The 14,089-nt window shown below is 58.4% G+C and carries 15 protein-coding genes and 1 pseudogene; 8 read left to right on the top strand and 8 right to left on the bottom strand.

The annotated features are described in order from the left end of the window. From ABD002_RS14015 to ABD002_RS14005, 3 genes are all read left to right on the top strand, one after another. Positions 1-1,925, top strand: a 1,925-nt coding sequence (locus tag ABD002_RS14015; RefSeq protein ID WP_343792153.1) for a thioesterase domain-containing protein, incomplete at its 5' end; no start/stop codon positions are given. A gap of 16 nt (positions 1,926-1,941) precedes the next feature. Next, positions 1,942-3,177 carry a TauD/TfdA family dioxygenase gene (locus ABD002_RS14010; RefSeq protein WP_343792151.1) on the top strand — a complete coding sequence of 412 codons (1,236 nt, stop codon included), beginning with the start codon at positions 1,942-1,944 and terminating at the stop codon, positions 3,175-3,177. 520 nt (positions 3,178-3,697) lie between these two features. Beyond that, a complete protein-coding gene (locus ABD002_RS14005) occupies positions 3,698-4,192 on the top strand; it encodes a hypothetical protein (RefSeq protein ID WP_343792149.1) in 495 nt (164 codons plus the stop codon). Positions 4,193-4,372: 180 nt separating this feature from the next. Here ABD002_RS14005 and ABD002_RS14000 read toward each other — a convergent pair. Further along, a pseudogene (locus tag ABD002_RS14000) lies at positions 4,373-5,385 on the bottom strand (IS3 family transposase); the annotation flags it as partial. 149 nt (positions 5,386-5,534) lie between these two features. Here ABD002_RS14000 and ABD002_RS13995 point away from each other — a divergent pair. The 4 genes from ABD002_RS13995 (at position 5,535) to ABD002_RS13980 (ending at position 9,471) form a co-directional block, all read left to right on the top strand. Next, the gene (locus tag ABD002_RS13995) at positions 5,535-6,263 is read left to right on the top strand and encodes an ABC transporter ATP-binding protein (protein WP_343792147.1); all 729 of its coding nucleotides are present in this window, start codon (positions 5,535-5,537) and stop codon (positions 6,261-6,263) included. A gap of 18 nt (positions 6,264-6,281) precedes the next feature. Next, positions 6,282-7,586 carry an ABC transporter permease gene (locus ABD002_RS13990; RefSeq protein ID WP_343792145.1) on the top strand — a complete coding sequence of 435 codons (1,305 nt, stop codon included), beginning with the start codon at positions 6,282-6,284 and terminating at the stop codon, positions 7,584-7,586. 123 nt (positions 7,587-7,709) lie between these two features. Further along, on the top strand, positions 7,710-8,924 hold the full coding sequence (locus ABD002_RS13985; RefSeq protein ID WP_343792143.1) for an ABC transporter permease: 1,215 nt from the start codon (positions 7,710-7,712) through the stop codon (positions 8,922-8,924). A gap of 139 nt (positions 8,925-9,063) precedes the next feature. Continuing rightward, a complete protein-coding gene (locus ABD002_RS13980) occupies positions 9,064-9,471 on the top strand; it encodes an integrase core domain-containing protein (RefSeq protein ID WP_379989128.1) in 408 nt (135 codons plus the stop codon). A 220-nt stretch (positions 9,472-9,691) separates the two neighbouring features. On the opposite strand, the gene ABD002_RS13975 is transcribed toward ABD002_RS13980, so the two are convergent. The 7 genes from ABD002_RS13975 to ABD002_RS13945 form a co-directional block, all read right to left on the bottom strand. Continuing rightward, on the bottom strand, positions 9,692-10,021 hold the full coding sequence (locus ABD002_RS13975; RefSeq protein WP_343792141.1) for a hypothetical protein: 330 nt from the start codon (positions 10,019-10,021) through the stop codon (positions 9,692-9,694). A gap of 225 nt (positions 10,022-10,246) precedes the next feature. Next, positions 10,247-10,525, bottom strand: coding sequence for a hypothetical protein (locus ABD002_RS13970; RefSeq protein ID WP_343792139.1), 279 nt, complete (start codon positions 10,523-10,525; stop codon positions 10,247-10,249). Positions 10,526-10,616: 91 nt separating this feature from the next. After that, positions 10,617-10,889: a hypothetical protein gene (locus ABD002_RS13965; protein ID WP_343792137.1), complete on the bottom strand. Its 273-nt coding sequence runs from the start codon at positions 10,887-10,889 to the stop codon at positions 10,617-10,619. Then, entirely contained in the window at positions 10,886-11,071 is a 186-nt protein-coding gene (locus tag ABD002_RS13960; protein ID WP_343792135.1) for a hypothetical protein, read from the bottom strand. The genes ABD002_RS13965 and ABD002_RS13960 overlap by 4 nt, the downstream gene beginning before the upstream one ends. Positions 11,072-11,247: 176 nt before the next feature. Beyond that, entirely contained in the window at positions 11,248-12,135 is an 888-nt protein-coding gene (locus ABD002_RS13955) for a TraI domain-containing protein (protein ID WP_343792133.1), read from the bottom strand. Next, positions 12,122-13,468, bottom strand: a complete 1,347-nt coding sequence (locus tag ABD002_RS13950; RefSeq protein ID WP_343792131.1) for a tyrosine-type recombinase/integrase — start codon at positions 13,466-13,468, stop codon at positions 12,122-12,124. The genes ABD002_RS13955 and ABD002_RS13950 overlap by 14 nt, the downstream gene beginning before the upstream one ends. Then, positions 13,461-13,700 (bottom strand): hypothetical protein, encoded by a 240-nt coding sequence (locus ABD002_RS13945; RefSeq protein WP_343792129.1) that lies wholly within the window; start codon positions 13,698-13,700, stop codon positions 13,461-13,463. Before ABD002_RS13945 ends, ABD002_RS13950 begins: the two co-directional genes overlap by 8 nt. Before the next feature lie 130 nt (positions 13,701-13,830). On the opposite strand from ABD002_RS13945, the gene ABD002_RS13940 reads away from it, so the two are divergent. Beyond that, complete coding sequence (locus tag ABD002_RS13940; protein WP_343792127.1) at positions 13,831-14,073, top strand: helix-turn-helix domain-containing protein; 243 nt, start codon at positions 13,831-13,833, stop codon at positions 14,071-14,073. Positions 14,074-14,089 lie beyond the last annotated feature (16 nt).

Genomic DNA, 14,089 nt, shown 5'->3' with positions numbered 1-14,089 from the left:
GCTACGAAGCGCCGCAAGGCGAGATCGAGACGACACTGGCACGGATCTGGTCCGAGCTGCTCGGCCACGAGCGGGTGGGACGCCACGACAACTTCTTCGAGCTGGGCGGTCATTCGCTGCTGGCCGTGCAGATGGTGAGTCTCCTGGAACAGCAGGGCTCGCGAATTTCCATCATAGACTTGTTCGAACGCCCCACGATCAGTTCACTCGCTGCCAGAATCGCTAGCAAAGAATTGCATCCTTTGAGCGAAGCGGTGCACATGAACCGAGGCGGAAGCAAGCGCCCATTGTTCTTCTTGCCGGAAGGAAGCGGATCGCTGCAGTACGCCTTCTTACTCCGGTCATTCATCGATCGTGAAATCCCGATCTACGGCATTCCGGAACCGGACGACCTTCCACGAACAGTGCAAGGGATGGCGACAAGAATCGTGCGAATCATCAGAGCCATCCAGGCTGAAGGACCGTATCGCCTTGCAGGCTGGTCTGTCGGTGGGACGCTCGCATACGAAGTCTCAGTGCAACTGATCGGCCAGAACCAAGCGGTTGAGTTTCTCGGCCTGATGGATACCTATTACGTTCCGAACGAACTTTCCGGCGCCGCGTATGCGAACCCAACAAGCGAGCCTCATGCGAATTTTCTGAGTCTTGTCCATAACTCCGCTGTCGAAAAGGGCATCTCGGACGAAATAATCGCTGCGTTCGAGCCCCAAGCGGCGCGCCTAGATCTTGCTGCGCTAATCGCTACGAGCAAAGAGCTAGCGATCTTGCCCGCCACGTTAGAGGGGATGGCTTTGCCTCAAATTCAAGCGGTGCTCGATCGAGAACAAATCGTCAGAACTGCAGTGGACGAATATCAGGCATGCCCGATTTCAGTGCCATTATATCTGTTCTCTGCGCAGGGCGATCGCCCAGAGTGGCCATATCGGGGTTGGGATGAGGTGATTTCGCCCTCTCGCATTAGACTAAAAAGCGTACCCGGCACGCATATGACAATGATGCAATCACCGCATATCGATAAACTTGGCTCTATGTTGAATGAGGCGCTCAAGGACGCTGAGAAGAATCCTGTCGAGACACCAGAGAAAGACTATTCTCCGGTGATGATTCTCCAGCGTGGAAGCCCGACTGAAACGACGCTCTTTTGCGTCCCAGGAGCCGGCGCGAACGTGGCAGCCTTTGGCAAATTCGTCACTTGCTTAAGCGAATTTTGGCCAATCTACGGACTCCAGCCTCGCGGTGTCGATGGAGCTCTCACGCCGCACTCGACCGTGTTTGCAGCCGCCGACACTTGTTTGAACGCGATTCAAAGGGCTAAGCCGAATGGTCCAATACATTTACTGGGCCACTCCTTCGGCGGCTGGATAGCGTTTGAGATTGCGAACCGCCTTTCGGCGTTAGGCCGCCCGCCAGCATCGGTTACGATTGTCGATTGCGAGGCGCCGTCTGAAACGGACGCGATTATCGAATACGACCGAGCGGACGTTATGATGGAGTTGGTGACCGTCCTCGAGCAATTGTACGAACGGCCAATCAATCTCCGACGTAGCGATGTTCAGGAATGTAATGAGCGCCGCCAGCTTGAGCTACTGCATAGAGAAATGGTAAGGCTCGGTCAAATGCCGAAACGGTCGGAACCAGACGTCCTGATGGGTACATTAAGAACGTTCGCAAGTTGTTTGCGAACCCAGTACAAGCCAGCTACTGTTTATCCGGGACAAGTTCGATTGGTGTTGCTTCAGAATCCAGTATCTGATGAGGACGCTGACCGGAGGGAACAGAGCAGACTCATCGAAGGCTGGAGGAATTGGGCGCCTAACTTGTCGCACTGGAAGGGGCCGGGGAACCATATGACTGCGTTTGATCTCCCGCACGTTCGCGTGATTGCGAATTGGCTTCGCGACTTACTCAAGAAACAATCACAATAGGTTCGGCGTGCCGCGTATGGAAGATAGATACAGCGAAGTTGTCATTAGAACGCTCGCGCCAGAGGAGCGTGGCACTGCATCGAGCCACACGCAAACTCCGCTGGTAATCGAGCCGAAAAATTCGTCAGATCGATGCTTGCTGGAACGCTTCCTGAAGTTAAATTCGGACTTCGTTCTGGAGAAAATTGCGAGATGTGGAGCGGTGCTATTCCGCGGTTTCGACATTAAATCGTCCGATGACTTCGAGCGTGTAATTCTAAGCATAAAGGGCATGCAAGGCATGGCCGAGGTGTTGATGTCTGAGCCGGGGAGAGATCGCGCAGATGGTGCTCGATTCGTTTTACATACAAATACTCAATATAAGACTGGCGGCGGTCTCGATTTCATGGGGTTTCACAGCGAAAATTTTTACACCCCAGACGTCCCGCGCTTTATCTCCTTTCTTTGCATGAAGCCGTCTTTGTTTGGAGGGGAAACTGGACTGGTTGACATGACAGGCGTTTATTCTGATTTACCAACTGTCTTGAAGACTCGGCTTGAGAAGAATACGTTTCTGTGTAACTACTTGCCCTTGGCTGATCTTCAGAGCAGGTATGGGGTCGACCTTGCAGAGATTGAGGAATTTTGCAGTTTGGCCGACCTTCCCTTATCGGTTGTTCATGGGGTGAGATCAGTTTTAGTTTATAAGCCGTGTGTATTTGAGCATCCAATAACTAGCGAAAAGACATTGGTTACGAATATATCGGTTGAACTTCGAAATTTTGGATTTAAGCCTAGAGTTTTGGAGGCGTTTAGGCCGGACTTTTCGGATCTACGTTGGACAATCCATCGATTCGTCTGGCGAAATCCATGGATCCAAGAAATTCCTCGAGTTCTACGACATCCGGTCGCGACTTGGCGGGAAATGTATGGGGCGGAAGCAGAAGACAGGGCCGCGAACGGTGAGGCCCGTGTCCGGCCGCGGCGCATCGGTTTCGAGTTTACCGAGGCAGATGTACAGATACTGGCCCGCTCAGTACGTCGGAATTTTTCTTCCTTCACATGGCGGGAGAATGACGTTTTGGTAATTGACAATCTAAAGATGGAACATACGGGCATGCCTGGCTTCGGTAAACGTGAGTTGCGCGCGATGATCTGCAATCCCACGTCAATGACTCGGTCTGCGGAGGGGGCCGGACTATGTAGCCCCCCAGCGAATGATTTTCGGGAGTGCTTGGGTGAGCAGCTGATTCGTCTGAAGAGAAAGTCTTGACGGAGGCTATGAATGTCACGCAGTCCCGGCGCGCCGCTGGCGAGATTGTCAGGAATTTCGTGTGGGGTTCTACCTCGTTACCGCGGGCGACGACGTGGGCAACTCGATACCCATGTGCAGGCGGCGTTTGCAGCCGAGAATGGCCGCGCGGTCCAACGCTTGATCTCTTCTTCCATCACTGCACTCATCGGTGTCGTTCAAAGGTTACACCTGAGCAGGAATTCACTGGGTCATTACAAGACTCTACAAGCAGAGGCGTCCACACAGCTCGAACAACTACCGGCCGCCAAATACGGTCGGCGTGAGTCTGGCAAGTGTCTTAATTTCGGCGGCAGTCCATTCCACCTATCGGGACGTGCAGATTTTCGGGGCCAACTCTCACCAACGCTCGGCGTTGCGCCAACATGAGCAGCTGAGGTAGGCTTGATGTCTCATTGCATGTAGCGCATGTCGTGAGGAAAAGTACTGCATTTCGACCCCACCCTCACCTCACGCCCCACGGTCCAAAACTATGCGATTCATGATTGCTGCTTTCATTTGCATTGGCTTAGTCGCTTGTAACGGCTTGCAGTACAGACAAGCAAAACGAATGACGGATTTCCAAGTGGCTCCGCATGACTTTGATTCGATCGCCGTGGCAACGTTCAAGCTAATTGACGCCAAGGGCGAAATCGGCACCATCGTCGCTCCTGCTTCTCTTGATCAGAGGGCGCGTCAAGCTCTAAGAAAGGTGCATCCCACTGTCGCTGTACCACCTGGCTCGGCGAATACGCTTCCAGCTGGATACTTCCTGGTACGAGAATTCAGCGTGGAAGCGGGTGAGGCGCATCTTAGTGGGCAACTGGGACCGGTGACCGGGCTCATGACTGCGGCCAATATGCCTGACTGCGGAAAGGAGTACTCAGTAGGGTTTTACATTGAGGGTGGTGATTGGGTAAGCCATGCCTTCAAGGTTGCAACATGCGCGGAGAGTCGCCATTGGGTACCTATTGAGGAGGCATCACCTCCACATTAGTCACGGTTCAGGCGCCGATCTACACCCGAATGCTCGGTCGATGAGCGAATTCGCTTTTTCGGCTATAGAACAAAATGCAGTCATTCTCGAGCTTCACGTCAAGCGTGCGCCTCTCGCTGAACTAACACACGCGTTCGTTTGAAGTTGTCCCGCTTCCGCGGACAGTTGAGGGTTTGATTCTCAAGCGGCAGATCGTGTCGGATTTGCGGCGTTCTCCTCGTATTGGCGTTCGAAGCTGATCGGAGACAGATAGCCGAGTGCGGAGTGTCGCCGCCGCGGGTTGCACCAACCCTCGATCCAGCAGAACAAGCGGTTCGAGCGTCGGCTTTGCTGCGGAAGCTGCGGCGGTCGATGAGTTCGCACTCCAGGCTGGCGAAGAAGCTTTCGGCCATGGCGTTGTCGTAGGCATCACCCACCGTTCCCATTGATGGCCGCACGCCCATCTTCTTGCAGCGCTCGCCAAACGCGATGCTGGTGTATTGGCTGCCCTGGTCGCTGTGATGGATGACGTCGGTCGGTTGCGCTGTTCGATCGCCATGTTGAGTGCGGCCAGGACAAGATCGGATGCCATCGTCTCGCCCATCGACAGCCGACGACGCGTCGGCTTCAGACATCGGTGACGACGGCGAGGCAGAGGAAGCCGGCCCAAGTGGGTATGTAGGTCATGTCGGCGACCCACAGTTGATTGGGCTGTTCGGCGACGAAGGCCCGTTTCACGAGATCGGGCGCCGGACGCTGGCGGGTATCACGCTGCGTGGTGACCACGAAGCCACGCCGCCGACTGACGCAGCGCAGGCCCGTGCACCGCATCAGCCGCGTGACGCTCTTGCGGCTGATCGGATGGCCGTCGTAGATCATGTCCGCACGGATGCGTGGCATCCCATAGGTGGCATCGGACGCGGCGTGGAAATGACGAATGCGCTCGGTCACCACCGCATCGCTCATCGAACGCGGACTCGGTGCGCGATCACGCCACGCATAGAACCCGCTGGGCGAGACGTCGAGCACGCGACACAGCGTACGCACCGGGAGCCTGGCCTGGTTCGCCATCACGAGTTCGAAGACGCGCTGGACGTCTTCTCGCCGTGCACGGCAAACCAGGCTGTAGCCTTTGATAAGATATCGCGCTCCATCTTCAGCTGCCGGTTCTCCCGGCGCAGGCGCGACAGCTCTTCGCGCTCGGCGCTGGTCAGGCCTTGGCTGCCGGAAACACCGGCATCGACATTCGACTGCGCGACCTGCAGAGAGTCCACTTGTCGAACCGAGCTAGCTGTAAAGACGAGTGGGCCAGCTCTCTGTTATCGTCGACGAAGCCAAGAACATTCAAGATCGAGGAGTCGATATGTTGAAAATGACACACCTGCAGAAGGTCTACCAGACACATCTGATCGAAACCTATGCCTTGCGCGACTTCTCGATTCAGGTGCGCGAAGGCGAATTCGTCGCGGTGACGGGCCCGTCCGGTTCGGGTAAGACCACCTTCCTCAATATCGCCGGCCTGCTCGAGGAGTTCACGGGCGGCCAGTACCAACTCGACGGCGTCGACGTGCATGGCCTCAACGACGATCAGCGCTCGCGCCTGCGCAACGAGAAGATCGGTTTCATCTTCCAGAGCTTCAATCTGATCCCCGATCTCAACCTGTTCGATAACGTCGACATACCGCTGCGCTATCGCGGATTCGCCGCGGCTGATCGCAAGAAGCGCATCGAGGAATCGCTCAGTCGGGTTGGCCTCGCCTCGCGCATGAAGCACTATCCGTCGGAACTTTCCGGCGGCCAGCAACAGCGCGTCGCGATTGCGCGTGCGCTGGCCGGATCGCCGCGCCTACTGCTTGCCGACGAACCGACCGGCAACCTCGATTCGCTGATGGCGCGTGGCGTGTTGGAGCTGATGGAGGAAATCAATCGCCAGGGCACGACGATCGTGATGGTCACGCACGACCGGGAACTTGCCGCACGCGCTCATCGCAACGTGCACGTGATCGACGGTCAGGTCACCGACTTCGACGAGGAACAGCATTTGCGCAGGTCGTCGCTGGGCGACGGCGCGGCAACGGTCGCGGTTGCCTGATCAGCACGAGGAAAACCTATGTTCGCTTACTATTTGCAACTCGGATTGCGTAGCCTCAGGCGCAACCCGATCCTCTCCATATTGATGGTTGTCGGCATCGGCCTCGGCATCGCGGCAAGTATGACTATGCTGACGGTGATGCATCTGTTGGGCGGCGATCCGATTCCGTGGAAGAGCGACAAACTGCATTACGTACAGCTCGACAACTGGAATCCGGACCAGCCCTTCTCTGACGATGGACGACCGCCAGATCAGGTCACTTATCGGGACGCGGTCGCGCTGATGGATGCAGGCAAGGCTGATAAGCAGGCGGCGATGTTCGCGTTCGCACTCCCGATCCAGCCGGAGAACAAGGAACTGAAACCGTTTCAGGCGCATGGCCGGGTGACCTACGCGGATTTCTTCGCAATGTTCGAGCCGAGCTTTAAGTACGGAGGACCGTGGAACCACGACCAAGACGTGAGCCACACACGCGTCGTCGTGCTGAACAAGGAAATTAACGAGAAATTGTTCGGTGGACAAGACAGTGTTGGCAAGACGGTGCGCATGAACAGCATTGACTACAGCGTTGTCGGCGTGCTCGGCGACTGGAATCTGCGTTTCCTCTACTACGACCTGACCAACGGAGCCTTCGAGGATCCGGACGAATTCTTCATGCCGTTCACGACCGCAGTCGATCTCCAGCAGCGCTCAAGCGGCAGCAACCGGTGCTGGACGTCACCGGCCGATGGTTGGGTCGCTTATCTCGACTCCGACTGCGTCTGGATCCAGATGTGGGCCGAACTCGATTCGCCTGCGCGTCTCGCCGAATACAAATCGTTCCTCGACAACTATGTCGGTGAACAGAAGAAGCTCGGACGCTTCCAGCGCCCGCTTAACAACCGTCTTTTGAACGTGAATGAATGGATTCGCGACCAGAATGTGATCTCGCGTGACGTCGAGGTGCAGACCGGTCTCGCGTTCGCGTTCTTGGTGGTTTGCCTTGTCAACACGGTCGGCCTGCTGCTCGCGAAATTCACGCGAAAGTCCGGTGAGATCGGCCTGCGTCGCGCGCTCGGCGCGAGTCGGCGCGAGGTTTTCACGCAGTTTCTGATCGAGTCTGGTGTGGTCGGTCTGACTGGCGGCTTCCTCGGCTTGCTACTGACTGGATTGGGACTCGTCGCGGTGCGTGCGCTTTATACAGAATACCAGGCCGTTGCTCATCTGGACTGGTCAATGGTTGCCGTGACCGTCGTGCTCGCGATCGTTTCGGCGGTGCTGGCCGGACTCTATCCAACTTGGCGCGCCTGCCGCGTGCAGCCGGGGACACAGTTGAAGATGTAATAGCATTCATGCCGTTCTTCGGCAAAGGCCGGAATCCATTCCGATCTTGCTGGTCAAAGCAAAATGGGTCCAGGCATTCGCCGGCATGACGGATTGAAACTACAGTGTGGTCTGGAGAAGAACATGGAATTCCGTCCGATTGTTTCCTCGCTGATGCGTAGCAAGGTGTCGATGATCCTGATCGGCCTACAAGTCGCGCTGACCTTGGCTATCGTCTGCAATGCACTTTTCATCATCGGCAAACGCCTTGACCTCATGAATCGGCCAAGCGGCATGAACGAAGACGATACGTTTTTCTTTGGCAGCACCGGCTTCGGTCACGGATTTAATGCTCAAACGACGCTCCAGACCGATCTGGCGCTGCTGCGCCAGATGCCAGGTGTGGCCGCTGCTACCACGACCAATAGCGTGCCGATGATCGGTGGCGGCTGGAGGAGTGGCATCGGACTGCAGCCGAAGCAGAAAACATCCACTGCGCAGGGCACGTTCTACTTCGTCGACGCAAAGGCATTGGATACGTTCGGCGCAAAGCTTTCGAGCGGGCGCGATTTCAAATCGGATGATGTTGCTAGTATCGCGTTCGGTGATCGTGTGCAGCCGCCGACAATCATCGTGACCAAAGCGCTTGCCGACAAACTCTTTCCGGATGGCAATGCGGTCGGCAAGCAGGTATATCTCGAAGACGGTCCGCCAGCCAGCACGATTGTTGGCATCGTCGAGCGCACGCAGGAGCCGTGGGTAGACGACGCCAACATCGAAAATGCCGTATTCATTCCGGCATACATGCCTTCTGGCAACAACCGCACACGCTATCTGGTCCGAGCGGAACCGGGCCGCCGTAATGAGGTCATGAAGGCCGTCGAACAAAAGCTCGCCGACGCGAACCCGAGCCGCATCATCGGTAAGCTGCGCAGTATGGAAGAGGTGCGCCACATCGCCTATGCCGGAGACCGTGCGATGGCTATCATTCTCGGCGCGGTAATCCTTGCATTGCTCGGAATCACGGCGCTCGGCATCATCGGCATGGCCAGCTTCTGGGTTGCGCAGCGGACCAATCAGATCGGGACGCGGCGCGCGCTCGGTGCGACCCGATTCAACATACTGTGCTATTTTCAGCTTGAAAACTTCATCATCACCACAGTTGGCCTGATCGCGGGCTGCTTCCTCGCCTATGCGTTGAGCTTGTGGCTTATGCACAGCTATCAGTTGCCACGCCTGCCCTGGTATTACGTGCCGATCGGCTTCGTGTGCCTGTGGACGCTGGGTCAGCTCGCGGTGCTCGGTCCTGCGATGCGCGCGTCGCGCGTGCCGCCGGCGGTGGCGACGCGCTGCGTGTGATCGGGTGAGAGCCGAAACCGCACGTCGCGGATGCGCCGCTGCGGATTCGCCAGTTTGAATCTTTCGCGCTCAAAGTGGCCAGCGCCAAGGCTCGGCGAAGTTTTTCTGGGTCTTGAAGTCGTGTGGGTGATTTTGCCCAATTTCACAACTCTGGCAGCATGCAGGTGAGCACCTTCAAGCGCAGGTAGTCTTCGTCGCGCAGGCCGTACGCCGACGACGGCCACGAGGCACGCTAATCCATTCCGATCAGGGTACTCAGTACGGTAGCGACGCCTGGCGACGCTTCTGTCGCTCCAATCATCTTGAGCTGAGCATGAGCCGCAAAGGCAACTGCTGGGACAACGCGGTAGCAGAATCCTTCTTCAGCAGTCTGAAGAAGGAGCGGATCAAGAAGCACATCTACAAAAACCGCCAGGACGCGCTCGCTGATGTGTCCGACTACATTGAGTCGTTCTACAATCGATCGCGTCGTCATAGCCATCTAGGTGGCATAAGCCCCGAGGCGTTCGAGGCAGCTCACAAGGCTCGGCGACGGAGTGTCCACTGAATCCTGGGAACTCCACAGAGAGGACCGCACTGCCGGCGAGTACGAGCATAAGACAATGATGCAGGATTCCGCCGCGCGCAGGGCGTACTCGACATGCGTGCGCAGTTCCAACTGGCGCTCGGCAGTCCAGCCGAGTCGTCGCGCGTTTTCATCCCGTTCGCGTTGGTTCATTGCACGGGTCTCCGCGTTGGATCGATCCTGGATGCATCGAAGACTTCCCTCATGCCAGGTTGTAGTGGAGTTCGCTGCAGTATTCCGTCGTGCCGGTGGGATTCTTCTTCAAATGGGTCAGTACGGGGTCAGGGATCAGGCTGAGGGCATACCTGGCTTCCGGATCCTCGGAATCTTCCAGCGGGATGACGGCCATTCCCCGATGGAAGAATTGGTCAGCACGTTCTTTGAAGAGGCGTTCTGCCCTATACGCGCTGCCGGCAATGGCGAGTATCACGGTCACGCCTTCACCCGTGGCGTAGTAGTAGCAGTAGGCAAGGTAGCAACACTCGGATTTCATGACGCTCGAGCGGTAGGAAGTGAAGATCCCGTAGGCCAAGCCGGAGCCTCGTCCTGTCGAGGCTCAGAAGTTGAGACTGCTGTGGTGCAAAGCGGTGGGGCGCGGCATCCTGCCGATTACGCTCCTTGTCCGGCCCGACACTCCCTGCGTCGGACTGGCCTCGTCGTTGTCCACCGCTTCGTCGGCGGCAGGCGACGCGACGGGATTTCCGCGTCGTCCTTGATGACCTTCCATGGCCTTCTCGCTCCTGCGCTTTCCCGCTTCCTAGGCCGCAACGGCCAAGCTGCGCCGCGCGACGGTGCATCGACTACGCGCTTCCCCGCGCATGACCTTCGTCACCGCGGCTGTCGCGATCGCGTCGAGGCGCGCCATCGTCTGGTCGTCGACGCCATAGACGCAGTTCACCGCGATCCGTGCGGTGCACGCCTCGACGACCTGGCCGTCCTTGACGATCCAGATCGTCCAAACGTCAGGAGCGCCCGACTCCGGAAAGTACGCTTCAACCGTGTAGCCCGATGCGTGATAGCTGCCGATCAGTTCCATGGGTGGTCCTCCTTGTTGAACATCCGGTGTAGCCCTGCAACCCGCTCCGAAACGTGTTGCCTCTTTGCCGATTCCTCACGTCAACGACCCATCAGGTGTAGTCGCCAGCGGCGATCTGACCCAGCCGTCGAATGACGTCGCTCGCGCGACCGGCCGCAATGAGCTCGGCGTCGGTGAGACCCGATGCATCCCAGGGTCCGCAGATCCATCGAGCCGCCCGTTCATCCTTGCCGTACAGTTTGGAGAACACATCGGCCACTACGGGGCAGACGACCTTCACTACGGCCCAGGCCTGTTGGCACGCGGCATCTCGCTGGGCCTCGATGGCATTCAGTCGATCGAGGGCGTCCTGCAGGTCCTTCATCGGCTGACCTCCCTCAGGTGGCCACGTCGCGCGGCCAGACGGTCGGCGATGGCGTTCCAGGCCTCGTCGTCGTCCGCATAGAGCAAGCACTCGAACATCGCCTGCTGGAGCCGATCGCGCTCGCTCGATACCGATCGGCGGTTGCCATTCAGATCGATCACATCCACTTCATGCGTCATCACGAGCCCTCCTTGATGGTGGCGCACTCGACATCCTTGCCGGCGCGCCGGCCTGCATGGGCGTCCTTGCCTCCGGCATCGTTCCCTGATGCCTGCCTCTATCGGAGCACGATGGACGTTTTTGTCAAATTAGCGCGTTCCCGTCACCTGCATTTTTCTGCCCCAACGCGCGATCGCCGTTACGCCCGGACAGGAAACACCCGCACGTTGTCGCCATACGGCGTGGGAACCCACGCTTGATGGCGATGCCCTTCGCGCCCGCGCAGATCCGCCTCCGCGCTGGTCTGGTCATAGGCCTGGACGAGCTTGCCGACCGCGAGCAATGGTTTGTGCCCCTTGGTTTTCCACAGCCCTGACAGCAGCGAATGCATCGCGATCGCGCCATCGGGCCATGCGGTGTCTAGCGCGTTCAAGGCATCGCCGAGCTTGGCAAGGCCAATGAGCTCGTGGCCGAGCCGCTCCCAGCGTTCGCCCTCCGCCTCGTCGTAGCACCAGAGCTTTCCGAGGTCGTGCAGCAGCGCGTAGGCAACGCCGATGTCCCGATCCGTGGGACTGAGGCCCGGGGTCTCGGCCACCCATTCCGCCATCTCGATGGAATGGGATGCCAGGCCGCCGCGCCAGGCGTGGTGATGCGCTCGCGAAGCGGGACAGGTCCAGAAGAAGTGGAACACTGTGCGCAAGGTGAACGCGTCGCTCAGCAGCACGAAGAGGGGCCGCGATTCGATGCGATCGACGACCTGGCGCAAGCGCTGCACGATCGTTTCGTCGGTGCCGAGCGCATCCGGAATCAGGTCGAACACGTCCGTGTGCGGCGCGTACTGGATGTTCGTCACGACCCACGGCGTGTCGCCATCGATCGCGCAGGCGAGCGAAGCGACCTGCGCCTTGATGACACGGCGCGCGTCTTCGAGCGACCACGGCCCGGCCCAGGTTGCCGCAGCGTGGACGCCTTCGGCGCGATACAGGTTCAGGCGATACGGAACCAGATCGTCGGACGCGGCCTCGACGTGCGAGTCGATGACGGCCATGACGGTGTGAACGGGGGTGATGGGCTTATGCGATTCCATGTGAGTTCTCCTTGGGTGGGGTCTTCTGGGCGAGCAACGCGGCTTTGAGCGCCTGCCGCAGGGCATCGGCGTCCATCGTTTCGATCTGCTTCTGTGTCAGCTCCGAATGCGACGCCGGCACCGGTGGCGGATTGCGGCTATTGATGAAGCCGGTGATAGCGCGTCCGTCCTCGCGGGTGAGGTTCGGCACGAAGCGCGAGTACACGGTGAACAGCATCTGCGTGTTCGCGTGGCCCATGAGCTTGGCGATCCACTCCGGGTTCTCGCCGGAGGCGAGCATCAGCGTCGCTGTGGTGTGGCGCGTCTGGTACGGACGGCGCTTCTCCAGTTCCAGATAGCGCAGCAGTGGATACCAGACGCGGTTGGCGAAGTTGTGTGCGTCGATCGGTGCACCGTTCGCGTTGGCGAACACGTATTCGCTGTCCTGATGCCGAACCTTCTTCTGTTCCTCCAGCGCCTCCCGCACCATCGGCAGCATCGGGATGTCGCGGATCGATTGCTCGGTCTTCGCGTTCTCCTCGGCCTCGCCATCGGTGAATGTCTCGCGCACCAGGATCAGACCGTGCTCAAGGTCGACATACTTCCACTTGAGACCATTGATCTCGCCGGTGCGCATGCCGGTAAAGAAGCGCACGGTGACGTAGGCGCGAAAGTCGGCACGGATCGCTGTCCGAATCCGCTCGACTTCCTCCATCGAGAACGGCTGTACCTCGGGACGGCGCATTTTCAGCGGCTTGATGCCGCGGAAGGCCGGCGTGAATCCAAAGCGGTCCGCCGCTTCGTTGAGATGCTGCCGCAGGATGCACATGATCTTGTTGATGCGCGAAGGCGACATCGGCATGCCGCCGCGACCCTTGCGCTGCGCGAGGCCCGCACGAAAGGTCAGCACGTCGGCCTTGGTAATTTCGCTCAAGGTACGCTCTCCAAATGTCGGCAGCAGATGTTTCTTGAAGATGTCATCGACGCCTTGCCGATGCAGACGACGCCACTGCGGGGCCATCTCCGCACGCCAGGTCACCGAAAAGTCCGCACACGAGGGCGTTGATACCGAAACAGCAGAGATCATCATCGGCGCGGGCACGGCAGCGCCTATTACCGATTGCGCGGTTGCCGTTCCAGCAAACCTTGCAAGGCGCGCGCTGTTCGGAAACGTCGCCGCGTAATCAAACATCCCCTGCGCGATCTCTTTCTGGATGCGGTTGAGGAAGGCTTGCACCGTCTTACGATTCACCACGGTATCGGGCAGCGCCGTCTGTTCGCGGCAGCGGACTCCTCGAAAGAAGAAGTCGAGGTACAAAGTTCCAGTCTCGGGGCGGGTGCAGACCTTAGCCATGTGCCATACCACCGTTGGCCATCGGGATCAGCGGTGCCGGCGCGCGACGCGACGATGCAACGCCGATGTCGCGCTGGATCGTTTCCCAAATGAACAGCAGTTTCCGGCCGCCGAACGGACGGATGTAATGCACGCCCTCTAGCAGCACTGCGTCCTTCAAGCGGGTGCGGATCGTGCGTGCGTCATAGTGAATTCGAGTGGCAAGTTCGTCTGTCGTCAGGTAAGTTTGCATAGCTGCTCTCCGTTGCGGTTGCTCGACACCTGTCGCATACGATCGACAGGTGCTGGCGATAATAGACGATAAATGTCGTTCGTCAACTACAGATGGTGCTTATGCGCGACACTGTTCAGGAAGTATTCATATGATTCGTTTTCGACTAACCGAACTCATTGCAGACAAGGCCTTCGCCGAGCGCCGTGTCGTGTCACTCTCGGAAATCGCCGAAGCGACGGGGATACACCGCGCGACGTTGTCGAAGATCGCCAACCAGCCCGGCGCGAACATCGGCACCGACATCATCGACAAGCTCTGTCGATACTTCGGGCGGCAACCTGGCGATTTTCTTGCATATGTCGAAGACGATCTGATGGGGCGCGATGGCTGACACGTTCGCGTTACCG

It is taken from the genome of Dokdonella soli, assembly GCF_039523175.1.
Lineage (GTDB): Bacteria > Pseudomonadota > Gammaproteobacteria > Xanthomonadales > Rhodanobacteraceae > Dokdonella_A > Dokdonella_A soli.
This window is presented reverse-complemented; position numbering and strand designations above follow the sequence as displayed.

Coding starts and splice junctions, on each gene's coding strand:
- ABD002_RS13985 (WP_343792143.1), top strand. CDS start 7,710: ATGGAATTCCGTCCGATTGTTTCCTCGCTGATGCGTAGCAAGGTGTCG.
- ABD002_RS13950 (WP_343792131.1), bottom strand. CDS start 13,468: ATGGCTAAGGTCTGCACCCGCCCCGAGACTGGAACTTTGTACCTCGAC.
- ABD002_RS13955 (WP_343792133.1), bottom strand. CDS start 12,135: ATGGAATCGCATAAGCCCATCACCCCCGTTCACACCGTCATGGCCGTC.
- ABD002_RS13945 (WP_343792129.1), bottom strand. CDS start 13,700: ATGCAAACTTACCTGACGACAGACGAACTTGCCACTCGAATTCACTAT.
- ABD002_RS13990 (WP_343792145.1), top strand. CDS start 6,282: ATGTTCGCTTACTATTTGCAACTCGGATTGCGTAGCCTCAGGCGCAAC.
- ABD002_RS14010 (WP_343792151.1), top strand. CDS start 1,942: ATGGAAGATAGATACAGCGAAGTTGTCATTAGAACGCTCGCGCCAGAG.
- ABD002_RS14005 (WP_343792149.1), top strand. CDS start 3,698: ATGATTGCTGCTTTCATTTGCATTGGCTTAGTCGCTTGTAACGGCTTG.
- ABD002_RS13940 (WP_343792127.1), top strand. CDS start 13,831: ATGATTCGTTTTCGACTAACCGAACTCATTGCAGACAAGGCCTTCGCC.
- ABD002_RS13970 (WP_343792139.1), bottom strand. CDS start 10,525: ATGGAACTGATCGGCAGCTATCACGCATCGGGCTACACGGTTGAAGCG.
- ABD002_RS13995 (WP_343792147.1), top strand. CDS start 5,535: ATGTTGAAAATGACACACCTGCAGAAGGTCTACCAGACACATCTGATC.
- ABD002_RS13965 (WP_343792137.1), bottom strand. CDS start 10,889: ATGAAGGACCTGCAGGACGCCCTCGATCGACTGAATGCCATCGAGGCC.